The sequence below is a fragment of the Streptomyces sp. RLB3-17 genome (genome assembly GCF_007113425.2).
Classification (GTDB): Bacteria; Actinomycetota; Actinomycetes; order Streptomycetales; family Streptomycetaceae; genus Streptomyces; species Streptomyces mirabilis_D.
This window is the reverse complement of sequence record NZ_CP041610.2, coordinates 8,951,645-8,973,588: the sequence shown is the minus strand read 5'-3', so window position 1 is coordinate 8,973,588 and position 21,944 is coordinate 8,951,645. Positions and strand designations below refer to the sequence as shown.

Here is a 21,944-nt window from a genome sequence, read left to right as displayed (position 1 = left end):
GAAGCCCTGAGGGATGGTTTGAGTTGCACCGTGTCACGTCTGAGGCGCTGTGCCGTTCCACGGTGTCACCCCCGCGTTGTCCCATGTTTCACCTGAGCCGTCCGGTGTTTCACCGTTGTTGCGCGTCGTGTGCGAGCAGTGCGATGTGTACGGAGGCGGCCTGCTCGAAGTCGTCGAGGTCGACGCCGAGCCGGGCCTCGATGGCCTCCAGCCGGCGGTAGAGCGCGGGCCTGCTGACGTGGTGGAGCTGTGCGGTCCGGGACTTGTTGCGGCCGGTCGCGAGGTAGGTCCGCAGCACGGGCAGCAGCTCCGACTCGGCATCGGCCCCGCACAGCAGCCCGTCCAACTCCCGTTCGGCGAAGGACTGGACGTTCGGATCGTCGCGCAACAGCCGTATCAGCCCCCGCAGATGGACGTCACGCAGCCGGACGAGCACCGGCTGGTCCTGGTCGGCGGGTGCGTCGGCGGCGGCCTCGGCGACGTGCAGGGCCTCACGCAGGCCGCCGGGGACGTCGTCCCAGGCGGTACGGGGCGAGGCCGCCGCCACGGTCGTACGGGCGCCGGTCTCATGGCGCAGCCGCAGCGCGAAGTGGGCGGCCAGCGCCTCCGCGTCCTGGTCGCGGGCGAGGCTGAGCAGCACGGCGGTGGCCCCGTCGGCGAGCTCGGCGACCAGTCCGGGGAGCCCCAACAGACGCAGCACTCGGTCGATCTGGCCCGGGTCGCCGTCCCGTACCACCAGCGGCACGAAGGCCCGCCGGTTGACGGGCAGCCCGGCCGCCCTGGCCCGCGGGAGCAGCTGCCGCGCCGGTACGACCCCGCTCACCAGGTCGGTCAGCAGGCCCTGCGCGGACTCCTCCTCCCAGGTGTGCACGGAGCCACCCAGCATCCGGTGCAGGACCAGGGCCTCGGCGGCACGGTCGGCGAGCAGCCGCCCGGTGGCGGCGTCGCCCCGGTAGCCGCACAGCACGATGCGGCCCCATCTCTCGCCGCGCCCGCCCAGCTCGGCGCGGATCCAGCCGTCGCCCTCGCTGCCGCCCGCCTGCCGGGCGATGCGCTCCCAGTCGCGCAGCACGTCGTCCACCGCGGACCGCTCCCCCGCCGTGGCGAGGACGCGGTGGGCGAGGTTGGTGACGACGACCGGGCACGCGGCGTGCACGGCGATCTCGTCGAGCATCCGCTGCAGGGGCGCGCCCGTGGTGATGAGCCCGGTGAGCGCGGTCCGTACGGCCTCCGAGAGACTCACCGCCGCGAACTTGCTGCGCACGAGCCGGGACTGGACCTCCTCCGTCAGCTCGGCGAACGGGAAGGGCCGGTGGAGGACCACCATGGGCAGCCCGCAGCGCTCGGCGGCCCGGCGCATCACGTCCGGCGGGGTCGGGAAGGCCCGGCCGAGCCCGAGGACCACGGCCGCGGCCTCCGCACGGTGCAGCGAACGGATGTACTCGGCCTGCGCGTCCGGGTCGCCGGCGAGCAGGACCCCGGTGGTGAGCACCATCTCCCCGCCGCTGAGCATCACACCCACGTCGGCGGCCTCGGCGACGTGCACCCAGCGCACGGACCGGTCGAGGTGGCCCGCACCGGCCACCACCTCGGGCTCTCCGGCGAGCACCCGGTCCAGGGCGAGGACCTGGCGTACCGACAGGGCGGGTTCCAAGGCGGTGGCGGTGGTCATGGCACGTTCCCTTGCTCAGAACTTCTTACTGGATACACCTCAGCGCGTGCTCGAGAATCGCCGCGCCCTCCTCCGCCTCAGCGACGGTGAGGGAGAGCGGCGGTGCGATGCGCAGCACGCTGGTGTTGTGACCGCCGCCCTTGCCGATCAACAGGCCGTCCTGGCGGGCCGCTTCGAGCACGGCCGCGGCACCTTCGGGGTACGCCTCGTCGGTGCCGGGCTTGACCAGCTCGACGCCGATCATCAACCCGCGCCCGCGCACCTCCCGTACGTAGTCGAGCGGCACGGAGATCGCCCGCAGCCGCTCGCCGAGGAGACCGCCGACGCGCCGGGCGTTGCCCTGGAGGTCGTGTTCGAGGAGGTACGTGAGGTTCGCCAGGCCCGCCGCCATCGTGATCGGCGAGCCGCCGAAGGTCGAGATGGAGTTGGAGTCGAGGCAGTTCATGATCTCGGCGCGCGCGACGACGCCGCCGATGGACATGCCGTTGCCGATGCCCTTGGCGAAGGTGAGCATGTCCGGCGGGCCTGCGGCGGCGTGCGCCTGCCAGCCCCAGAAGTGCTCGCCGGTGCGGCCCCAGCCGGTCTGCACCTCGTCGGCGATCCAGAGGATGCCGTGCTGGTCCAGGACCTCGCGGAAGGCCGCGTACAGGCCGTCGGGCGGCGCGGTGAAGCCGCCGACGCCCTGGATGGGTTCGGCGATGAGGGCGGCGGGCGGGCGGACGTGACCGAGCAGGTCCTTCAGGTCGTCGACGCAGGCCGCGATGAACTCCGCGTCGCCGAGATCGGCGTACGGGCCGCGGGTGCGGACGCCGCCGTGGACGTACAGCGTCTGGAGGGGCGAGAGGGAGGTCGGTGACCAGCCCTTGTTGCCGGTGATGCCGACCGCGCTGAAGGAGCGGCCGTGGTAGCTGTTGCGCATCGCCAGGATCTGGTTGCTCTGCCGGTGGGCGGTGGCGAGCAGCAGGGCCGTGTCGTTGGCCTCGGTGCCGGAGGTGGTGAAGAAGACGCGGGCGTCGGGGATGCCGGACAGCTGGGCGATCCGCTCGGCGAGGTCGACCATCGGCCGGTTGAGGTAGAGCGTGGAGGTGTGGATGATCCGTCCGGCCTGCTCGCTGACGGCCTTCGTCACCTCGGGCAGGGCGTGCGCGGTCATCGTCGTCAGGATGCCGCCGAAGAAGTCGAGGTACTTGTTGCCCTGGGCGTCCCAGACGTGGCGGCCCTCGCCGTGGGTGATCTCGATCGGGTCCTCGTAGTAGAGGGCCAGCCAGTCGGGCAGGACGGCCTTGTGGCGCGCGTACAGGTCGCTCACGGCTGCACCAGCCCCTCGTAGGCGTCGGGCCGCCGGTCGCGGTAGAACGCCCACTGCTGCCGGACCTCCTCGATCAGGTCGAAGTCGAGGTCGCGGACGATCAGCTCCTCGGTCTTGTCGCTGGCCGTCTCCCCCACGAACTGTCCACGCGGGTCGACGAAGTACGAGGTCCCGTAGAAGTCGTTGTCGCCGTACTCCTCCTGCCCGACCCGGTTGATCGCGGCGATGAAGTACTCGTTGGCGACGGCCGCGGCGGGCTGCTCCAGCTGCCAGAGGTAGGCGGAGAGGCCGCGGGAGGTGGCGGAGGGGTTGTAGACGAGCTGGGCGCCGTTCAGGCCGAGCTGCCGCCAGCCCTCGGGGAAGTGCCGGTCGTAGCAGATGTAGACGCCGATCCTGCCCACCGCGGTGTCGAAGACCGGCCAGCCCAGGTTGCCCGGTTTGAAGTAGTACTTCTCCCAGAAGCCCTTCACCTGCGGGATGTGGTGCTTGCGGTACTTGCCGAGGTAGGTGCCGTCGGCGTCGATCACGGCCGCGGTGTTGAAGTAGAAGCCCGACTGCTCGACCTCGAACACGGGCACGACGATGACCATGCCGGTCTCGCGTGCGAGCTCCCGCATACGAGTGACGGTGGGCCCGTCGGGCACCGGCTCCGCCCAGCGGTAGTGCTCGGGCTCCTGGACCTGGCAGAAGTAGGGGGCGTTGAAGACTTCCTGGAACCCGATCACCTTCGCGCCCTGCCGGGCCGCCTCGCGGGCGTGCTCCTCGTGCTTGGCGACCATGGATGCGGTGTCGCCGGTCCAGGTGGCCTGGACCAGAGCGGCGCGTACGACGTTGGCCATGAGCTGCTCCTTCGACGAGACGTCAGAGAGCCTCTACGCCCGTAGACAAAGGCGGTGGAGGCTCGAAAGTAAGCCCAGCGGACAGCCTTGCCAAGACCATCGCCGTTAACCCGCTGAGTCGATCACGTTTCGCACCCCTGTGGGTGAGCGGTCGATCCGGTGGGCGACGGCCCGACGGACCCTCGACGGGCTCAGGAATGCCTTCCCTGATGGCTCAGGCGGTGAAACCGGCCACCCGCAGCGCGTGCACCAGGTCCCAGTGGCGCTCCTCCGAGACACCCTTGGCGGCCGCCAGCAGCAGCGGCACGAGGCGTCCCGGGTCCGCCTCCGCGCTGCGGGCCGCCTCCTCCGGGGTGCGGACGCGGACGTACGCGTCGAGCAGCGCCCGGATCTCGCGCTGGCGCCCCTCGTCGGCCAGGCTCAGCACGGCGGTCCCGATCTCGGGAGCGGGGCGGGCGACGCCCTGGCGGAGCATCTGCCGGCCGTCGGCGCTGCGGCCCGCCGCGACGAGCGCGTCCGCGGCACCGACCAGCCGGTCCGCGGGAAGCGAGGCGGCCTCCCACAGCAGGGTGGCCCAGTCCGCGTCGAGGCCCGCCCGGTGCAGTTCGGCGGCGAGCAGCGGGAAGCGGGCGGCGGGCCAGTAGGCGGCCTCCACGAGCACGGCGTGTGCCTCGCCGCTGCGGCCCTCGCGGCGCAGCCGCGTCAGGGTCTGGACGGTCTCGGCGGTGGCGCGCCGCGCGTCCTCGTCCAACGCCTCGGTGCGCGGCTGCGCGGGCGCCTCGGCGGCACCCGCGAAACGGGCTCCACGGGGGCTACGGCCACTCGGCGCGGCCGGGGCGGACCCGGGCGGCGCCGCCGTCTCCGGGACGGCCACAGGGGCCGCCTCGGCCTCCATCATCCCGGCGAAGCGGGCGCTGCCGCGGGGGCGCCGCTTGGAGCGCTGCTTGGGGACGGGGGCGGCGCTCGGAGTGGGGGCGGGACCCGGGCTGGGGGCGGGACCCGGGCTGGGGGCGGGACCCGGGCTGGGGGTGATGCCGGCACTGGCACTGGCACTGGCACTGGCACTGGCACTGGGAGTAATACCGGTACCGGTGCTCCTACCGACCTGGTCGTACGGGCCGATACGGGCGGCCGCCGAGTCGCTTCGGGCGGAACGGGCGGCCGCCGGGTCGTACGGCCCGGAACCGGGGGCCGCCGGGTCGCTCGACGCCATGGGACCGGGGGCGGGGAGGGGGCCGGGCCCGGAGTGGTCGGTCGCCTCCGGGTCCGCGAAGCGCGGGCGCGGGCCGGACCGCTCCGGGATGTCGAAGCGGTGCGGGGCCGCCGTCCCCGGCGCGGTGGGCCGGGTCTCGAGCGCGCGCCGGTCGTCCGGCTCGGCGACCCGGACGACGCCCCCGCCCGCGTCCCCCGAAAAGTCGAACGCGCCCGATACGTGGGTACGCAGGGCGCGGCGGTCCAGGTTCTCCATCCGGTGGCGGAGTTCGACACATCGGGCGGTGGCCCGTTCGTGGTCGTCGTGGGCCCAGGCGAGGTCGAGCCGGACGGTGTCGACCTCCTCCCGGGTGGTGGCCGCGTGCAGCTGCCGGTTCAGTTCGGTCTGGCGCTCCGCGGCGTAGCGCTGTTCGCGGAGCATGACGTCGAGACGGTCGCCGAGGGCGTCCCGGCCGCCGGGCCGGCCGTCGTAGGCGGTGAGCGAGGCGCTGTGCAGGGCACGGGCGCGCTGGGCCTCCTGGGCCGCGATCTGGGGGCCCTGCTCCGCGGCGAGGTCCTGGAGGAGCGCCTCCACGACGTCCCACGGAGGCACTTCCCAGCCGTCCAGGCAGGCCCGCATGCCGTCGGGGTCGCGCTGCCAGAACACTGCGCACCAGCCGCCGTCCTGATCGAGCCGTTTCATCAGCCCGCTCAGGTAACTCGCGAACTCCCGTACTTGCCCCGGGAGTTGTTCCACAGCCATCACACAACTCCCCGCCCGACTGGAGTACTCCGGTCCGGTAGAAAACACCCTTCGTGTTACGGAACGGCTACAGGGAGTTTTCGGACTGGACGCAGAGTCCTGTGATCAATGTCGTCCATGGACAGTCCGAGCACCCGCGCCAGCGCCGCCACGGTGAAGAAGGCGGGGGTGGGGGCCCGTCCCGTCTCGATCTTGCGCAGGGTCTCGGCCGAGATCCCGGCGGTCGCGGCGACCTCCACCATGCTGCGACCACCGCGGGCCTCGCGCAGCAACTGCCCGAGACGCTCACCGCGTTCGCGCTCTTCGGGGGTCAGGGGGGGTACGCACCATGACCCCATTCTAATACCGGTATAGTAATTGGCATGGTGGAACTCAAGACGGACACGTCGATCGACGAGATGTACGAAGCGGGGCAGGTCGTGGGCCGGGCGCTCACGGCGGTGCGCAAGGTGGCGGACGTGGGCGTCTCGTTGCTGGAGCTGGACGAGGTCGCCCACCAGGTGCTGCGCGACGCGGGAGCCGGCTCCCCCTTCCTCGGCTACCGGCCCTCGTTCGCGCCCACCCCCTTCCCCGCGGTCATCTGCGCCTCGGTGAACGACGCGATCGTGCACGGCATCCCGACCGGTTACCGGTTGCGGGACGGCGATCTGGTCTCCATCGACTTCGGGGCCGAACTGGGCGGCTGGGTCGGCGACTCGGCGATCAGCTTCATCGTGGGCGAGCCGCGCGTGGCCGACGTGCGGCTCGTGGAGACCGCCGAGCGGGCCCTCGCGGCGGGCATCGAGGCGGCGGTCGTCGGCAATCGGATCGGGGACATCGCGCACGCCGTGGGCACGGTGTGCCGCGCGGCGGGGTACGGCATCCCGGACGGCTTCGGAGGTCACGGCGTCGGCCGCCGCATGCACGAGGACCCGTCCGTCCCGAACGAGGGCCGCCCCGGCCGCGGCCTCCCCCTCCGCCACGGCATGGTGCTCGCGATCGAGCCCATGCTCATCGGCGGCGGCACCGACGGCTTCCACGCGGCCCCCGACGGCTGGACGCTGCGCACCGACGACGGCTCCCGCGCGGCCCACACGGAACACACGGTGGCCATCACCCGGACGGGCCCACGCATCCTCACTGCACGCTGATCGCCACAGGCGCACCGACGTCGACGAGCGCGAGGCCGCCGCTCGCTACGACGCCGGTCGCACCACCATCGCCGAGCCGCCACCGCGCCGTACCTTCTCGGCGGCCGCCAGCCACCGGCCGTCGGGGAGGCGTTGGACGCCCGTCGCGGCGCCGATCTCGGGGTTGAGCTTGAAGGAGTGGCCGAGGGCTTCGAGCCGGGTCCGCAGGTCACTGTCGTACAGGCCGGGTTCGAGTTCGGTCTGGGCCGCGTTGCGCTGACTGGCGCGCGGGGCGGCGATGGCGTCCACCAGCGGCAGCCCCCGGTCCAGGAACTCCGTCAGGGTCTGCAGGACGGTGGTGATGATGGTCGCGCCGCCGGGCGAACCGAGCGCCACCACGGGCTGGTTGTGCCGGTCCAGGACGATCGTCGGGGAGATCGACGAGCGCGGGCGCTTGCCGGGGCCGGGCAGGTTCGGGTCGTGGACGGCCGGGTTGGCCGGGGTGAAGGAGAAGTCCGTCAGCTCGTTGTTGAGGAGGAATCCGCGCCCCGGGACCGTGATCCCGCTGCCGCCGGTCTGCTCGATGGTGAGGGTGTAGGAGACGACGTTGCCCCACTTGTCGGCCACCGTGAGGTGGGTGGTGTTCTCGCCCTCATACGTCGTCGGGGCGGCCGTGCCGCCGGTGGAGCAGGCCGCCGGACGGCGCGGGTCGCCCGGTGCGAGCGGGCTCGTCAGGACCGCGTCGTCCTTGATCAGGCAGGCGCGCGAGTCGGCGTACTTCTGCGAGAGGAGTTCCTTCGTGGGGACGTCCTCGAAGGCGGGGTCGCCCACCCAGCGCCCCCGGTCCGCGAACGCGATCCGGCTGGCCTCGATGTAGTGGTGCAGGTACTGGACGTCGCTCGCCTTCGAAAGGTCCGTCTTCTCAAGGATGTTGAGGGCCTCGCCGACCGTGGTGCCGCCGGAGGAGGACGGGGCGATCGAGTAGACCTTCCGGCCGCGGTACGACGTCTCCGTCGGCGCCTGCCGCTTCGCCCGGTAGGCCGCCAGGTCCTTCGACGACAGCTTGCCCGGGCGGGCGTCGTAGCCCGAAGCCGGGTCCACCGGGGGCTTGTTCACGGTGGCGACGATGTCCTCGCCGAGGTCGCCGTGGTAGATCGCGCCGACGCCCTTCTTGCCCAACTCCTCATAGGTCTTGGCGAGATCGGGGTTGGTGAAGATCGATCCGACCACGGGGAGCGAGCCGCCGGGCAGGAACAGCTTCGCGGTGTCGGGGAAGTTCTTGAAGCGCGCCTGGTTGGACTCGGTCTGCGAGCGGAAGGTCGCGTCGACCGTGAACCCGTCGCGTGCGATCCGCTCCGCGGGCTTCAGCACGCTCCCGAGCCGCTTGCTGCCCCAGCTGTCCAATGCCGTCTGCCAGGTCGCCGGCGTGCCCGGCGTGCCCACGCTCAGCCCGCTGGTGACGGCGTCCGCGAAGGCGAGCGGCCGGCCGTTCTCCAGGAAGAGCCCCGAGTCGGCGGTCAGCGGCGCGGTCTCACGGCCGTCGATCGTATGCACCGTACGGGACTTGGCGTCGTAGTAGACGAAGTAGCCGCCCCCGCCGACGCCGGAGGAGTACGGCTCGGTGACGCCCAGGGCCGCCGCGGTGGCGACCGCCGCGTCCACCGCGTTGCCGCCCTTCTTCAGGACCTCGATGCCGGCGGCGGAGGCGTCGGCATCGACGCTGGCCACGGCACCGCCGTAGCCGACGGCGACCGGCACCTTCGCCGGGGTGGCACGGGAGGAAGCCGTCCCGGCGCTGGGTGGCGCCGCCGCGCCGACCGACACCACCGCGGCCGAAACCGCCAAGACCGCCAGATTCCGCGCAACAGGGCGACGCATCCGTACCTCCAGTCAACAGCCGTCCGCGCAGCGTAACTTCAGCGCACCCCTCCCGTCAGGACCCCCTCGAACACCGGTCCGCACTGCCGATACCATGCGCGCCCATGAATGACGACGTGCGCAACATCGTTCTCGGCGTGGTCGCCGCCGCCATCAGCGCCGCGCTCGGCTGGCTCGCCCGCACCTACCTCTGGAAGCGCAGACTCCGGCGCAAGCAGGCGTTCTTCGGGCTGCCCGACAACTCCGAGTCGCTCCTGGTGGTGAACCGCGAGGCGGGCGGCCCGGAGCTCACCGTGATGCGCTTCGACGTGTTCGCGCTGCTCGAACTCGCCGCGCTGATCAAGGACTGCGGCGCGCACGCCCAGGTCGTCGCGCACGACGCCGCGCAGCAGGGGTTCGGTGAGCGGACCGAGTTCTGCGTGGGCGGGCCGTCGTCCAACCGGCGGATGGCCGCGCACCTGCACTCCCTGCTGCCGGGCATCGAGGTGAACACCGACGCCGAACCGGGCCCGGACCGCGGCGCCTTCCAGATCGGCAGCGAGCGCTACCGCCTGGAGTCGGGGAAGGGCGAGTACGTGATCCTCGCCCGGCTGATCGCCGGACAGGAGCGCGGGACGCGGCCCGTCTTCCTCTTCTGCGGGCAGCGCGCGATCACCAACCAGGCGGCGACGCGCTATCTCGCCCGCAACCACGAACGGCTGGCACGCAAACACGGCGGCAACTCCTTCGTCCTGCTGCTGAAGGTGGTGAACTCGCACGCGTACGGGCCCGATGTCGTCGAGCTCGTCGCGGATGTGACCCGGGCCGCCCAGACCCCGCTGCCCACACCTGCGCCGGCTCGCAACTCCCACCGCGCCTCGTAGATTTCACCTCGCCTCATAGATTTCACGGCCCTCGAACAATCTTTACCCGTGCGTAACTTACCGACGGGTTACTTCCGGTAAGGCAGCGAGGTTACCGTCGGGTCACATTCTACTGACACGAGTGAGGAGTGGCCCGTGGGACACCATTGTCATGCCCTGCGCACGTCCGCCGTCGGTGCCGTATCCGCAGCCCTGATCGCCGGTACCGCCCTCGGGCTCGCCCCCACCGCCCAGGCGGCCTCAGCCGCCGTCCGCTTCGTCGACATCGCCGGAGACGGCGGCACGGTCCTCAAGGCCAACGTCGTCACCCCCGCGGGCGCCGACGGCAGCCGCAGGTACCCGCTCCTCGTCATGCCGACGAGCTGGGGCCTGCCCCAGGTCGAGTACCTCGCACAGGCCCAGAAGCTCGCCGACTCCGGCTACGTGGTGCTCACGTACAACGTGCGCGGCTTCTGGCAGTCCGGCGGCGAGATAGAAGTGGCGGGACCGCCCGACGTGGCCGACGCCTCCAAGGTGATCGACTGGGCGCTGGCGAACACCCCGGCCGACGCCCAGAAGGTCGGCATGGCGGGCGTCTCCTACGGCGCCGGGATCAGCCTGCTCGCCGCCGCGCACGACAAGAGGATCAAGGCGGTCTCCGCCATGAGCGGCTGGGCCGACCTCATCGACTCGATCTACTCGGGCCGCACCCAGCACTCGCAGGCCACCGCCCTGCTCGGCGTCGCGGGGACCATCACCGGGCGCCCGAGCGCCGAACTCCAGCAGACGCTCAAGGACTTCTTCGCCTCGAACCTGTCGAAGGAGCAGGAGATGATCGCCTGGGGGAAGAAACGTTCCCCCGAGACCTATGTCGACCAGCTCAACAAGAACGGCGCGGCCGTCTTCATGGCCAACGGCTGGGGCGACACGATCTTCCCGCCCAACCAGTACGCCAGGTTCTACGAGGAGTTGACCGGCCCCAAGCGCCTGGAGTTCCGCCCCGGCGACCACGCCACCGCCGAGGTGACCGGTCTGTTCGGGCTCCCCAACGACGTGTGGACGGACACCGGCCGCTGGTTCGACCACTACCTCAGGGGCGTCGACAACGGCATCGACCGTGAGCAGCCCGTCCAGCTCAAGCCCCGCACCACCGGCGCCTACGAGGGCTACCCGGACTGGAAGTCGGTCGGCGCGACCAGCGAGAAGATCGCCCTCGCGGGCACCACCACGATCCACACCAACGTCGACTCGGGCGCGGACGGCGGGATCATCTTCCTCTCCAGCATCCTCGACCAGATCGCCCAGGTGCCCCCTATGGCGTCGATCCCGCTGCTGCCGCGCCGCTGGGCGGCCGTCTGGCAGTCGGAGAGGTACGCGAGCGTCCAGCGCGTGCGCGGGACCACCACGCTGCACACCACGCTCACTCCGACCGACGAGAGCGGCACCCTCGTCGCCTACCTCTACGACGTGGGCCCGCTCGGCCTCGGCAAGCTGGTCAGCAACGCGCCGTACACCTTCCACGGGCAGACGCCCGGAAAGCCGTTCGGCGTCGACCTGGAGCTGTACTCCACGGCCTACGACGTCCCGGCAGGGCATCGGCTCGCCCTGGTCGTCGACACGGTCGACCCGCTCTACATCGAGCACAACCCGTCCGGCGCGCAGCTGACCTTCTCCTCACCGGCGAACGACCCGTCCTACGTGTCCGTTCCCCTGCGCGAGCAGTGATCTCCGGCTGCTGGCGCCGGCCGGGTCTGGCCCTGTCAGCTGCTGCTCCCCCTACAGTCGCGGGGCTGTGGGGGGACCCCCACCCGGCAGCAGCGTCCCTGGTTCGGCCGGTGCCACGTGCACGGCCTCGGTCTTGGGACTGCGCTGCTCCCGCCGGGACACCCACTGGGCGAACCAGGAGAGCAGCATGCACATCCCGATGTAGATCGGCGAGATCACCATCACCACGGGGATGAACGGCAAATCGTAGTCGAGGTTCGAGGCGATCAGTTTCCCGGCGTGCAGAAACTCCTCGTAGGTGATGAGATAGCCGAGCGAGGTGTCCTTCAGGGCCACCACGAGTTGGCTGATGATGGCGGGCAGCATGGCCCGCACGGCCTGCGGGACGAGGACGTACGTCATGACCTGGGTCTTGCGCATGCCGAGCGCGAACGCGGCCTCCCGCTGGCCGCGTTCGACGGAGTTGACGCCGGAGCGGAAGACCTCGGCGAGCACCGAGCCGTTGTAGAGGGTCAGCCCCGCGACCAGCGCGGGCAGCGGCTGCACCTTCAGTGCCACGAAGATGAAGAAGATCATCACCAGTACGGGCATGGCGCGGAAGAACTCGACGACCAGCGTGGAGACCCAGCGCACCGGACGGTGGTCGGACAGGCGCCCCGTCGCGAGCACGGTGCCCAGCGCCAGCGAGAGCACCGCGGCCATCGCGAAGGCCTTCAGCGTGTTGCCCAGTCCCCGCAGCAGCAGTTCCTGGATGCCCTTGTACTCGAACGGCATCCACTTCGTGTAGGTGAACTGGTCGGTGTCGAAGAGGAGATAGAGGATCCAGCCGACCAGGGCGAGGATCAGGGCGGTGGACACGGCCGCGTAGAGCCGGTGTCGTTGGCGGGTCCTGGGTCCGGGAACGTCGTACAGGGCGGTGGATTCGGGGGCGGTGGTGGTCATCGGGCGACTCCCCAGCGCTGTTCGAGGTAGTTGAAGATCGCGCTGATGGTGAGGGTGATGATCAGATAGCCGACGGCGATCCAGACGAAGGTCCAGACGATGTTGTAGCCGAGCTCGCTCAGTGTCTTGTAGGTCCCGAGCAGTTCGTTGACGCTGAACGCCCCGGCGATCGCCGAGTTCTTGGCGAGGGCGATGAGTGTGGAGCCGATGGGCGGGATCACGGACCGGAACGCCTGTGGCAGGACGACCACGGACAGCGTCTGGCTGAAGGTCATGCCGAGGCTGCGGGCCGCCTCTCCCTGTCCCTTGGGCACGGTGTTGATGCCCGAGCGCAGCGCCTCGCAGATGAACGCGGAGGTGTAGCAGCCGAGCGCCAGGACCGCGAACACCTTGAAGGGCAGCACGAGTCCGAACCGGGGCAGCCCGAGCAGCACGGCGAAGAACAGCAGGGTGAGCGGGGTGTTGCGCAGTACGGTCACCCACACCGTGCCGAAGGCCCGCAGGGAGCCGACCGGCGCGACCCGGAACGACGCCATCAGGAAGCCGAGCACGAGGGCCAGCACGCTCGCGTAGACGGTGAGTTCGACCGTGCCGAGGAATCCCTGGGCGAAGGTGTGGAAGTTGTCGATCAGTACGTTCACATCGGCCTCGCTCAGCTCGCCGGGTAGCGGTCGATGGCGGGCGGGGTGGGTGCCGGCACTCCGGAGAGCCCGAGCGTCGCCTCGTACGCCCTCTTCCAGTCGCCGTTCTTCTCACGGGCCTCCAGAGCGTCGTCGAGCGCGAACCGCAGCGCGTTGTCGTCGCGCGGCACGCCGATGCCGTACGGCTCCTTCGAGAACGGCTTGCCGACGACCTTGAGTTCGTCGGGCACTTTCGCCGCGTAGCCGATCAGGATCGCGTCGTCGGTGGTGACGGCGTCGACCTGGTAGGTGAGCAGGTTGTCGACGCAGACCGAGTAGGTGTCGTAGGCGACGAGCGTCGCCCTCGGGTAGTCGGTCTGGATGCGCTGGTACGGCGTCGAGCCGGCCGCCGAGCAGACGCGTTTGCCGGCGAGGTCCTGGGGGCCGTGGATGTCGTTCTCGTTCTTGCGTACGAGCAGCGACTGACCGGCCATGTAGTAGGGGCCCGCGAAGCCGACGAGTTTCTTGCGTTTGTCGTTGATGGTGTAGGTGCCGACGTAGAAGTCGATCTGCCCGTTCTGCAGGGCGGTTTCGCGGTTGGCCGAGGCGATCGTCTTGAAGCGGACGGTGCTCGGGTCGAAGCCGAGCGAGGCCGACATCATCCTGGCGATCTCGATGTCGAAGCCGGAGTAGGTGCCGCTCGCCGGGTCCTTCTCGCCCAGGTACGGCTGGTCCTCCTTGACGCCGATGTTGAGGTACCCGCGCTTTCTGGCCCTCTCCCAGGTGGGCGAGGAAGGGAGCTCGAATCCCTCCGCCACCTGGTAGTGGGGCAGTTTGCCGGCGGCCGGTCCCTTGGTGGGCGGACTGCCCTCCTTGCCGCAGGCGGCGGTCAGCAGCGCGATGCACACGAGGGCGGCCACGGCGAGGCGCGTACGTGTCGTACGGATCATGGTCGTACTCCCCCGCCTAGTGCTTGAGGATCTTGGAGAGGAAGTCCTTGGCGCGGTCGCTGCGCGGGTTGGTGAAGAACTCCTCGGGGGTGCGGTCCTCGACGACGCGGCCGTCGGCCATGAACACGACGCGGTTGGCGGCGGAGCGCGCGAAGCCCATCTCGTGGGTGACGACGACCATGGTCATGCCGTCGCGCGCGAGCTGCCGCATGACTTCGAGGACCTCGTTGATCATCTCGGGGTCGAGTGCCGAGGTCGGCTCGTCGAACAGCAGGGCCTTGGGGTCCATGGCGAGGGCGCGGGCGATGGCCACGCGCTGCTGCTGGCCGCCGGAGAGCTGCGCCGGGTACTTCGGGGCCTGGGAGGCGAGGCCCACGCGGTCCAGGAGCTCGAGGGAGCGCCGGTCGGCCTCCTCCTTCTTGCGGCCACGGACCTTGATCTGGGCCAGGGAGACGTTCTGCAGGATCGTCTTGTGGGCGAAGAGGTTGAAGGACTGGAAGACCATCCCGACCTCGGCGCGGAGCCTGGCGAGCGCCTTGCCCTCGTCCGGCAGCGGCCGGCCTTCGAGCCTGATGGCGCCGGACTCGATGGTCTCCAGCCGGTTGATCGCCCTGCACAGGGTTGACTTGCCCGACCCCGAGGGGCCGATGACCACGACCACCTCCCCCTTGCCGACGGTGAGGTTGATGTCCTGGAGGACATGCAACTCGCCGAAGTGTTTGTTCACGCCCTGCAGTTCGATCAGAGGATCGACAGCCATGCCCGGCCCTACCCACTCTCAGCTGTGTCGCAGAAGCCGCAAACTATCCGGGCAGGGTGACCCCCCATACGCGACACGCACTTTTCGGGCATTAGCCGTATTTATGAAATTTCTGGTTTACGCCGTCACGGCGGGACGGGCTACCCCTCCGCCACCTCGGCGTACAGCTGGGAGAGTTCGGGGGCGCCGCTGGACGCCCAGGTGTGGCCGGAGGCGACGACATCGATCTCCCGGCCGGAGGCCAGCCGCACCGCCGGGTGGCCGTTGGGCCAGACCTCCCAGCGGGCGCCGGGCACCGTGCGCACGATGACCGAGCCGAGATAGAGCCCCGCGTCGTTGCCGAGCCATGGCAGGCTCTCCTCGTCGTCGCGCCAGCGCGGCAGCAGCTGGTCCAGCGCTTCCAACGAGGCGACGGAGTCGTCGAGTTCGACGCCCGCCTGATGGGCCTGCGAACGCAGCAGCTCGCACTCGGAGAGGAGTTCGGCGACGCCCTCGGAGTCGTGATCACCGTCGGAGAACACCGCGACGCCGAAGGCGGGACCGTGCTTCTTGCGCCAGGTGCCCAGGAAAGGGATGTTCATACGCCCAGCGTGACATTCGCACTCCGGGTCGCACCACAGGCGCGCCCCGGGGGCACTCACACGTCGAGGTCCACCACCACGGGCGCGTGGTCCGACGCGCCCTTGCCCTTGCGCTCCTCGCGGTCCACATAGGAGTCGGTGACCGCCTTGGCGAACGGCTCGTTGCCGTAGACCAGGTCGATGCGCATGCCGCGGTTCTTGGGGAAGCCGAGCTGGCGGTAGTCCCAGTACGTGAACGGGTGGTCGTACTTCAGGGGCCGCGGGACCACGTCCGACAGGCCCGACTCGCGCAGCGCGGCGAGGGCGGCCCGCTCGGCCGGGGTGACGTGGGTGGCCCCCTCGAAGAGGGAGATGTCCCAGACGTCGTCGTCCGTCGGCGCCACGTTGTAGTCACCCAGCACGGCGAAGGGGCGGCTGCCCGCCGCGTCGCCCGCGACCGCGGCCTTGAGGGCCTCGAACCACTGGATCTTGTAGGCGTAGTGGGGGTGGTCCACCTCGCGTCCGTTCGGCACATACACCGACCAGACGCGGAGCGGGCCGCAGGTCGCGGAGACGGCCCGGGGCTCCTCCACGCCCTCGTAACCGGGGTCGCCGGGCAGCCCCTTGACCACGTCCTCCAGGCCGACGCGGGAGAGCACCGCCACGCCGTTCCACCGCCCGGTCGCGTGGACCGCCGCCTCGTATCCCAGCTCGCGCAGCTCGTCAACGGGGAACTGCTCGGCGGCAACCTTGGCCTCCTGGAGGCACAGCACGTCCGTGCCGCTGCTCTCCAGCCAGGCCAGCAGCCTCGGGAGGCGAGCGGTGATCGAGTTCACGTTCCAGGTCGCGATGCGCATGCCTCACAACCTACCGGGCGGGTACGACAACGGGTCGCCGTGCCCGCCCGACGCCCCCGCCCTCGGGGGCTCAGACCTCCGCCGACGCCCCCGGCGCGAGCCGCAGGTGCTCGGAGCCGCCCAAGGAGCCGATCTGGTGGTCGTAGATCGGGCGCGCGAGGTCCGTCAGGAGCGCGTCATGGATGTCGTACGCGCGCTGCGGCTTCACCTCGCGGACGTAGTCGATGACCTCGGCGATCTTGTTCCACGGGGCCATGACCGGGAGCATCAGCGTCTCGACCGGCTGCTCGGGCACGGTGAGGGCGTCGCCCGGGTGGAAGACGCGACCACCGTCGATGAGATAGCCGACGTTCGTGATGCGCGGGATGTCCGGGTGGATCACGGCGTGCAGTTCACCGTGCACCTGGACGTCGAAGCCCGCGGCGGTGAACGTGTCGCCGTGACCGACGGTGTGCACACGGCCCGGGAAGGCCGCGGAGATCTTCTCCGCGACCGACTTCAGGGTCCAGATCTCGGCCGCCGGGTTGGACTCCAGGCCGGCCCGCAGCCGGTCCTCGTTGAAGTGGTCGAGGTGCTCGTGCGTGACCAGGATCGCTTCCGCGCCGACGGCCGCGTCCTCCTCGGTGAAGGTCCCCGGGTCGATGACGAGCACACGCCCGTCCTTCTCGAGACGGATGCAGGCATGCGACTTCTTCGTGAGCTTCATGGATCCATCCTCCCCCTCCCGGTGCCAGGGAGGGCTGCCGAGACAGGTGCTCCCACTACCAGGCTCAAGATCACTCCTGGGGGGTGGTCTCCTCCCGGATGACCTGCTGCGCCACCTTGAAGGCGCTGTTGGCGGCCGGGACACCGCAGTAGACGGCCGCCTGGAGGAGCACCTCCTTGATCTCGTCCGGGGTGAGGCCGTTACGGAGGGCGGCGCGGGTGTGGAAGGCCAGCTCGTCGAGGTGACCGCCCGCCACCAGCGCGGTGAGCGTGACACAGCTGCGCGAACGCCGGTCGAGGCCCGGCCGGTCCCAGATCTCGCCCCACGCGTAGCGCGTGATGAACTCCTGGAAGTCCCCGGAGAACTCGTCCGCCGAGGCCAGCGCCCGGTCCACATGCGCGTCGCCCAGCACCTCGCGGCGCACCTTGATCCCGGCGTCGTAAGGGTCAGGCCTGCCCAGGACCGCGGGCTGGACGACGGCCGGGGCGATCTCGGCGACGGGGCCGACCGGCGGGGGTGCCGCGAGCACCGGCTTGACCGGGGCCGCCGGGATGGCCATCTGGCCCGTGGCCGAGTCGTAGGCGGGCTGCCAGGCGGTGGAGAAGTGCCGTACCAACAGGTCGGTGACCGCTGCCGGCTGCTCCACGGGGACCAGGTGCGAGGCACCGGGTACGACGGCGAGGCGGGCGTCCGGTATCCCGGCGACCAGCGTGCGGGCCTCGGCGGGTCCGGTGACCTGGTCGTCGGAGCCGACGAGGACGAGGGTGGGGACGCCGATGCGGCCCAGTTCGGCGCGTACGTCGAACGCGGCGAGCGCCTCGCAGGCGGCGATGTAGCAGCCGGGGTCGGTGGTGCGCACCATCTGCACGGCCCACTCGGTGATCGCGGGCTGCGCGGCGGCGAAGCCGGTCGTGAACCAGCGCTCGGGCGAGGATCGCGCGATCGGGTCGAGCCCGTTGCTGCGCACGATCACCCCGCGCTGCCGGAACTCGTCGGCCGAACCGAAGCGGGGCGAGGCGGCGATCACGGCGAGCGAGGCGATCCGCTCCGGGTGACGCAGGGCCAGCTCGATGCCGATGGCCCCGCCGAACGCGCAGCCCGCGTAACCGAAGCGCTGCACGCCGAGCCCGTCGAGGGTGGCGAGCAGCCGCCCCGCGAGTTCGGTGACGGAACCCGCCGGGTAGGCGGGGGCGCCGCCGTGGCCCGGCAGGTCGAACCGGAAGATCCGCCAGTTCTTGGACAGCTCCGGTATCTGCCGGTCCCACATGTGCCATGTGGTACCCAGTGAGGGACCGAGGATCAGGACAGGGGCGTCTTCTGGCCCGTCAAAGCGGTATTGCAGGGTGTTCATCGGTGTCTCACTCACCCGCCTGACCCTTTCATCTGTCACGAGATGTCACATCGCCGGGGTGGACCTAGCGGGCCTTGCCCCGCCCCGGCAGTGCCGGACCTGCCGACGAGAGCCCAGGTATACGTTCTCCGGCATGTACTCGTGGCCGTGTCGACAGTGGGCCCTCCGGGCGCGTGCCCCCCCTTCAATCGCTACGAACAACGCTTTCCTCTTTGATCACGGCCTCCAAGCGGTTCGGGTTGCAGCATCGAGTGTGGCGGCACCGACGAGGATCGGTATGACGCACCTGGAAACCTTCCCGAATCTCGCCCACCAGCAGCTTGAACGCCACACGGTGAACAAGATCTGTCTTCCCCTGGTAGGAGACTTGGCCGTAGCCGGACGCCCGGTTACAGCTGCCGGTCCACAACCAGCAGCCGGACTCCGCATCCACCTCAATCTTCCTGGCCATACGGCTCGGCAAGTCGCTCGGCCGGTAGACCGCATGGCTCACTCTTGCCCCTCCGCCGCACCCCCGTGCAGGCCATCCCAAGTGGTGGCGGCTCCGCGAAGATCCTCCACGTCCGGCTTCACGTACCACTTCTTGGTGGTCTTCACATTCGTATGTCCGGCCCATCGCGCGAGGATGTGGTCCGGGACACCGTTGTTGGCCAGGAAGGTGAAGCACGACGAGCGTGCGTCGTAGAGCCTGACGCGACGGAGCCCGAGAAGCTCCATAAGCCGGTACGCGCGTCGTCGAAGTTGCTTGATCGTGAAGGCGTCGCCCGCCTCGTGCGCCAGCACGTAGCCCGACACCGTGTACGCCTCCCCCAGAGCGAGCCTCTCCTCGGCTTGGAGAGCCCGGAATGCCTTGAGGGCTCCCAGCACCAGCGCCGGCAGCGGCAGATCCCGCTCACCCGCAAGAGACTTGGTGTCCTTCTCCACCACGTACCGGTTGCCCATCATTGTGCGCGTGTTGGCAATGACGATCGTGGCCTTCTCCAAGTCAACGTCTTCCCACCGGAGGCCGCAGACTTCAGCTGGACGAAGCCCCATCAGCGAAAGAAGAAGCGCACCATAGAGACGGTCACCCCTAATTCCATTTATGAATTTCTGAACCTCCTGGACGTTCCAGGGCGGCACCTCCTCTTTAGTCTTCCGCTCTTCCTTTCGCGCTCTCCGGGGAATGGTCACGTACGCAGCGACGTTGACGTACACCAATCGCCGGGTAACGGCTCTCCCTAGCGCCTCCTTCAGCCGAGCGAGGCTCATATCCACACTCGTGACGCTGAGTGGCGTCCCGGCCCTTTTACCACGCACGCGGCCATGCGCCAGCGCCCAGTCCCTCCACTCTTCCACGTGCTCTTCAGTAAGGTCCTGGAGACGGATACTACCGAGCCTCCCCCGAACTTGGTCCAGGGTAATCCCGTAGTTGTAGATGGTGGTTTCTTCGAGGTCCTCCGCTTTCATGGCCATCCATCGGTCAAGCCACTCATTCACGGTGATCTTGCTGGGCGGAACAAGCGACCCATCATGCCGCCGATTAGTTATGTTCGCGTACTCAGCCCTAGCTTCCTTCAACGAGTCGAAGGTGCGCCTCAACTGCTTACACTTCCCAGTTTCGGGGTCGATTCCTGCGTCGACAACAAACCGGTATCGAACCTTCCCTTTCGAGTTCGGCGGAAGCTTTTTTATTGGTTCGGACAGGAAACTCACTCTCCTTGAGGGTGTGGAAACTGCACAGGAGCAGAGGAGCCGCTGCGCTTCAGCGAAGGGCGTCGTGGGCATCAGGGCTGCAGCAGGTGGTGCCCCTTCTCTTCCTCCCCGGTGGGTTTGGGGAGCGCTGCCCTCTGTGTCCGCTACGGCTCCACCGCCAAGTACAGCCAAATGCGGACCTGCTCAATGGTCGCGACGATCGCCGGTTTGGCCAACCGGCAATCTTGGTCTATGTTGCGTGCGCTCCGAAAAGAGGCTCTCCCCGACTGCCAGCCTCGACGCCGATCGATCCGCCCCCGTATGTGGATTCGGTATGAGCGGTCCACCGGTATATCGCACGAAGAGTAAGCGGACAGGGACGGTCGGCCGGACTGGTCGGAGGGCGCGCATCGGCGGAAAGACTCCTCATCGGATCACCCGGCGGGTCGCTTACCGACCTCGCACTTCCGGGGTGTTGTACGTTGACATACGCCCGGAGAGGGTTCCAGTCTTTCGAGGGCCTTTCTCGTCTGCCATGGGCGAAATGCCGAGTCGGCCTGACGACACCGAAAGAATTCGCCCTATCGGCCAACATCGTCCGGGCCGCCGCTCGCTCTCCGCTAGGCACCCGCCGACGCGCCGTCGCCCCCGGAAGTCAGGGGCTCGCCGGCCTGCCTGGCGGTCAGCACGAAGCCCAATGGACCGCACAACACCCCGGTGAGGTCATGCTCCTATGCGGTCCACGCGTTCAGGCCGCCAAGCGCCAAGGAGAAGACAGCGGATCGGAGAGCGGCATTCGGCAGGTGGGACTCCTTGGGGCGGATCGGCTGGCCTCGATCGTTCGGGCCTCAGCGGGAGGCAGGTTCTCCGCGTGGTCGTCCACGAACACGCACTCCGGGCCCGTCAGCCCCAAGGCATCGAGGGCTCGCTGGTAGATGAGCGGTGAGGGCTTCCGAACGCCTTCCAGCTCGGAGAGGATCACCGCGTCGAAGAAGTCGGTCCACATGCCCTTGGGTCGTTCTGGGCTTCAGTAGCCAGCTCTGGCCGCCAGGTCCGAAGCGATCCGAGCACAACGCCCGGCGTACGCCTGAAGGTGGCGCTCCTGGAACCCGGCCGCGTCCCAGTCCTCCACCTGCACTTCTCCGCCCGGCCAGACGTAGGCCCAAGCGGCAGATCTGCAAGTCAAATCGATGCGCTGCAGGTCGTACCGATCATCTTCGAAGGCATCGAGGACTCGCCACTCCCGTTCGTTCATCCCCGTCAACAACAGGCCGCGCGCTTCGGAGCCGGGAGCGGAGACGAGACCGGGATATACGCGGCCTTCGAGAGCCGCTGCGCGCCAACCCAGCGTAGTGGTGGGCTGGCGCTCGGGGACGCGTCCGATGAGGCCACCTAGCACCGCCTCGAACTGGAGAGTTCCGTATACGAACGGTGCCGTCGGCCGGTCAGCAAGTCGGTTCGGCAGAGGAGCTTGTAAGCCCGTCGAGCGGTCCGCCGGGTTCGGGTCCCGCATGTGCGCCTCCGTTGATTCAGGCCGGGGTTGGGTCGAGCAGCTCAGGCCGGGGTTGGGTCGAGCAGCAGAGACTCCAGGATGGCGGCAGTAGCGACGGGGTCCGTGGTGTGGTGAACCGTTCGGATGCCCAAAGTTTCGGCCGGCGGCAGGTTCTCTGCATGGTCGTCCACGAATGCGCATCCCGGGCCGATCAGCCCCAAGGCATCGAGAGCTCGCTCGTAGATGGCTGGGGACGGCTTCCGCACGCCCTCCAGCTCCGAGAGGATCACCGCGACGAAGAAGTCGGTCCACATGCCCTTGTCGGCGTACGGGTTGTAGGGCTCGATCCCGAAGCTGTTGCTGAGCATGGCGACCTTGATTCCCGCTGCCCGGGCGCGCTTCGCCACGGCGACGATCTGCGGCTCGGGGTGAAGGTTGGCGAGCGCGCGCTGCATCAAGTTGGTGGGGTCGATGCCGAGGATGCCGCCGATGACACGGTTCCAGTCCTCCTGCGTCGCCTTCCCCACCTCCAGCGCTGCGTAGATCGCGACGCCTTCGGGGTTCTCGTTGAGGGCAGCGAAGTATTCTCCGGGCTTCAGGCCCTCTGACCTCTCGAACGCCTGCCCATTCAGCCTCATGCGGGTGGTGAGTACGCCGCCGAAGTCGAGAATCAGGCCACGGCGTCTGGTTGGCAAGACAGCCTC

At 69.4% G+C, this 21,944-nt stretch carries 21 protein-coding genes and 1 pseudogene; 3 read left to right on the top strand and 19 right to left on the bottom strand.

All coding sequences use genetic code 11. From position 1 onward, the window contains the following. Positions 1–109 precede the first annotated feature (109 nt). From FNV62_RS40320 to FNV62_RS40300, 5 genes and pseudogenes are all read right to left on the bottom strand, one after another. Positions 110–1,672 (bottom strand): PucR family transcriptional regulator, encoded by a 1,563-nt coding sequence (locus FNV62_RS40320; RefSeq protein WP_054230372.1) that lies wholly within the window; start codon positions 1,670–1,672, stop codon positions 110–112. A gap of 25 nt (positions 1,673–1,697) precedes the next feature. Then, positions 1,698–2,981, bottom strand: a complete 1,284-nt coding sequence (locus tag FNV62_RS40315) for an aspartate aminotransferase family protein (RefSeq protein WP_060895148.1) — start codon at positions 2,979–2,981, stop codon at positions 1,698–1,700. Next, positions 2,978–3,820: a nitrilase-related carbon-nitrogen hydrolase gene (locus FNV62_RS40310; protein ID WP_054230374.1), complete on the bottom strand. Its 843-nt coding sequence runs from the start codon at positions 3,818–3,820 to the stop codon at positions 2,978–2,980. The genes FNV62_RS40315 and FNV62_RS40310 overlap by 4 nt, the downstream gene beginning before the upstream one ends. A gap of 214 nt (positions 3,821–4,034) precedes the next feature. Beyond that, positions 4,035–5,774, bottom strand: coding sequence for a hypothetical protein (locus tag FNV62_RS40305; protein ID WP_144315936.1), 1,740 nt, complete (start codon positions 5,772–5,774; stop codon positions 4,035–4,037). A 56-nt stretch (positions 5,775–5,830) separates the two neighbouring features. Next, positions 5,831–6,104, bottom strand: a pseudogene (locus FNV62_RS40300) (helix-turn-helix domain-containing protein). A 32-nt stretch (positions 6,105–6,136) separates the two neighbouring features. Between FNV62_RS40300 and map the strand changes: the two are divergent. After that, complete coding sequence (gene map, locus FNV62_RS40295; RefSeq protein ID WP_097286817.1) at positions 6,137–6,904, top strand: type I methionyl aminopeptidase; 768 nt, start codon at positions 6,137–6,139, stop codon at positions 6,902–6,904. 45 nt (positions 6,905–6,949) lie between these two features. Here map and ggt read toward each other — a convergent pair whose 3' ends face one another. Then, positions 6,950–8,761 carry a gamma-glutamyltransferase gene (gene ggt / locus FNV62_RS40290; protein WP_143628787.1) on the bottom strand — a complete coding sequence of 604 codons (1,812 nt, stop codon included), beginning with the start codon at positions 8,759–8,761 and terminating at the stop codon, positions 6,950–6,952. Between the two features lie 104 nt (positions 8,762–8,865). Between ggt and FNV62_RS40285 the strand changes: the two genes are divergently transcribed. Both FNV62_RS40285 and FNV62_RS40280 read left to right on the top strand, forming a co-directional pair. Then, positions 8,866–9,624, top strand: a complete 759-nt coding sequence (locus tag FNV62_RS40285; RefSeq protein ID WP_179858321.1) for a hypothetical protein — start codon at positions 8,866–8,868, stop codon at positions 9,622–9,624. Positions 9,625–9,759: 135 nt separating this feature from the next. Continuing rightward, complete coding sequence (locus FNV62_RS40280) at positions 9,760–11,328, top strand: alpha/beta fold hydrolase (RefSeq protein WP_054230379.1); 1,569 nt, start codon at positions 9,760–9,762, stop codon at positions 11,326–11,328. A 51-nt stretch (positions 11,329–11,379) separates the two neighbouring features. Here the strand turns inward: FNV62_RS40280 and FNV62_RS40275 are convergent, their stop codons facing one another. The 13 genes from FNV62_RS40275 to FNV62_RS40215 all read right to left on the bottom strand — a co-directional run bounded on the left by FNV62_RS40275 (position 11,380) and on the right by FNV62_RS40215 (position 21,935). Continuing rightward, complete coding sequence (locus FNV62_RS40275; RefSeq protein ID WP_143628785.1) at positions 11,380–12,270, bottom strand: amino acid ABC transporter permease; 891 nt, start codon at positions 12,268–12,270, stop codon at positions 11,380–11,382. Continuing rightward, on the bottom strand, positions 12,267–12,911 hold the full coding sequence (locus FNV62_RS40270) for an amino acid ABC transporter permease (protein ID WP_054230381.1): 645 nt from the start codon (positions 12,909–12,911) through the stop codon (positions 12,267–12,269). The genes FNV62_RS40275 and FNV62_RS40270 overlap by 4 nt, the downstream gene beginning before the upstream one ends. 11 nt (positions 12,912–12,922) lie before the next feature. Continuing rightward, positions 12,923–13,840: a glutamate ABC transporter substrate-binding protein gene (locus FNV62_RS40265; RefSeq protein WP_143628784.1), complete on the bottom strand. Its 918-nt coding sequence runs from the start codon at positions 13,838–13,840 to the stop codon at positions 12,923–12,925. 16 nt (positions 13,841–13,856) lie between these two features. Then, positions 13,857–14,600, bottom strand: a complete 744-nt coding sequence (locus tag FNV62_RS40260; RefSeq protein WP_054230383.1) for an amino acid ABC transporter ATP-binding protein — start codon at positions 14,598–14,600, stop codon at positions 13,857–13,859. Positions 14,601–14,740: 140 nt separating this feature from the next. Further along, positions 14,741–15,181: a DUF6278 family protein gene (locus tag FNV62_RS40255; protein ID WP_054230384.1), complete on the bottom strand. Its 441-nt coding sequence runs from the start codon at positions 15,179–15,181 to the stop codon at positions 14,741–14,743. A 56-nt stretch (positions 15,182–15,237) separates the two neighbouring features. Then, positions 15,238–16,017 carry an exodeoxyribonuclease III gene (locus FNV62_RS40250; protein WP_143628782.1) on the bottom strand — a complete coding sequence of 260 codons (780 nt, stop codon included), beginning with the start codon at positions 16,015–16,017 and terminating at the stop codon, positions 15,238–15,240. 70 nt (positions 16,018–16,087) lie between these two features. Next, a complete protein-coding gene (locus FNV62_RS40245; protein WP_075029634.1) occupies positions 16,088–16,723 on the bottom strand; it encodes an MBL fold metallo-hydrolase in 636 nt (211 codons plus the stop codon). A gap of 70 nt (positions 16,724–16,793) precedes the next feature. Next, positions 16,794–18,089 (bottom strand): 4-carboxymuconolactone decarboxylase, encoded by a 1,296-nt coding sequence (gene pcaC / locus FNV62_RS40240; protein ID WP_143628780.1) that lies wholly within the window; start codon positions 18,087–18,089, stop codon positions 16,794–16,796. Positions 18,090–18,258: 169 nt separating this feature from the next. Continuing rightward, the gene (locus tag FNV62_RS40235) at positions 18,259–18,567 is read right to left on the bottom strand and encodes a hypothetical protein (RefSeq protein ID WP_143609774.1); all 309 of its coding nucleotides are present in this window, start codon (positions 18,565–18,567) and stop codon (positions 18,259–18,261) included. Continuing rightward, positions 18,564–19,769 carry a tyrosine-type recombinase/integrase gene (locus FNV62_RS40230; RefSeq protein WP_225900546.1) on the bottom strand — a complete coding sequence of 402 codons (1,206 nt, stop codon included), beginning with the start codon at positions 19,767–19,769 and terminating at the stop codon, positions 18,564–18,566. Before FNV62_RS40230 ends, FNV62_RS40235 begins: the two co-directional genes overlap by 4 nt. 727 nt (positions 19,770–20,496) lie before the next feature. Then, positions 20,497–20,754, bottom strand: coding sequence for an HAD-IA family hydrolase (locus tag FNV62_RS40225; RefSeq protein ID WP_225900545.1), 258 nt, complete (start codon positions 20,752–20,754; stop codon positions 20,497–20,499). Positions 20,755–20,775: 21 nt separating this feature from the next. Continuing rightward, positions 20,776–21,261, bottom strand: a complete 486-nt coding sequence (locus FNV62_RS40220) for a gamma-glutamylcyclotransferase family protein (RefSeq protein WP_144315935.1) — start codon at positions 21,259–21,261, stop codon at positions 20,776–20,778. A gap of 41 nt (positions 21,262–21,302) precedes the next feature. Further along, positions 21,303–21,935, bottom strand: coding sequence for an HAD-IA family hydrolase (locus FNV62_RS40215; protein ID WP_225900544.1), 633 nt, complete (start codon positions 21,933–21,935; stop codon positions 21,303–21,305). Positions 21,936–21,944 lie beyond the last annotated feature (9 nt).

Bases quoted from the DNA above. Each gene is read 5' to 3' on its own strand.
- FNV62_RS40320 (WP_054230372.1), bottom strand. From the start codon at position 1,672: ATGACCACCGCCACCGCCTTGGAACCCGCCCTGTCGGTACGCCAGGTC.
- FNV62_RS40310 (WP_054230374.1), bottom strand. From the start codon at position 3,820: ATGGCCAACGTCGTACGCGCCGCTCTGGTCCAGGCCACCTGGACCGGC.
- FNV62_RS40305 (WP_144315936.1), bottom strand. From the start codon at position 5,774: ATGGCTGTGGAACAACTCCCGGGGCAAGTACGGGAGTTCGCGAGTTAC.
- map (WP_097286817.1), top strand. From the start codon at position 6,137: ATGGTGGAACTCAAGACGGACACGTCGATCGACGAGATGTACGAAGCG.
- ggt (WP_143628787.1), bottom strand. From the start codon at position 8,761: ATGCGTCGCCCTGTTGCGCGGAATCTGGCGGTCTTGGCGGTTTCGGCC.
- FNV62_RS40285 (WP_179858321.1), top strand. From the start codon at position 8,866: ATGAATGACGACGTGCGCAACATCGTTCTCGGCGTGGTCGCCGCCGCC.
- FNV62_RS40275 (WP_143628785.1), bottom strand. From the start codon at position 12,270: ATGACCACCACCGCCCCCGAATCCACCGCCCTGTACGACGTTCCCGGA.
- FNV62_RS40265 (WP_143628784.1), bottom strand. From the start codon at position 13,840: ATGATCCGTACGACACGTACGCGCCTCGCCGTGGCCGCCCTCGTGTGC.
- FNV62_RS40260 (WP_054230383.1), bottom strand. From the start codon at position 14,600: ATGGCTGTCGATCCTCTGATCGAACTGCAGGGCGTGAACAAACACTTC.
- FNV62_RS40255 (WP_054230384.1), bottom strand. From the start codon at position 15,181: ATGAACATCCCTTTCCTGGGCACCTGGCGCAAGAAGCACGGTCCCGCC.
- FNV62_RS40250 (WP_143628782.1), bottom strand. From the start codon at position 16,017: ATGCGCATCGCGACCTGGAACGTGAACTCGATCACCGCTCGCCTCCCG.
- FNV62_RS40245 (WP_075029634.1), bottom strand. From the start codon at position 16,723: ATGAAGCTCACGAAGAAGTCGCATGCCTGCATCCGTCTCGAGAAGGAC.
- FNV62_RS40225 (WP_225900545.1), bottom strand. From the start codon at position 20,754: ATGTGGACCGACTTCTTCGACGCGGTGATCCTCTCCGAGCTGGAAGGC.
- FNV62_RS40220 (WP_144315935.1), bottom strand. From the start codon at position 21,261: ATGCGGGACCCGAACCCGGCGGACCGCTCGACGGGCTTACAAGCTCCT.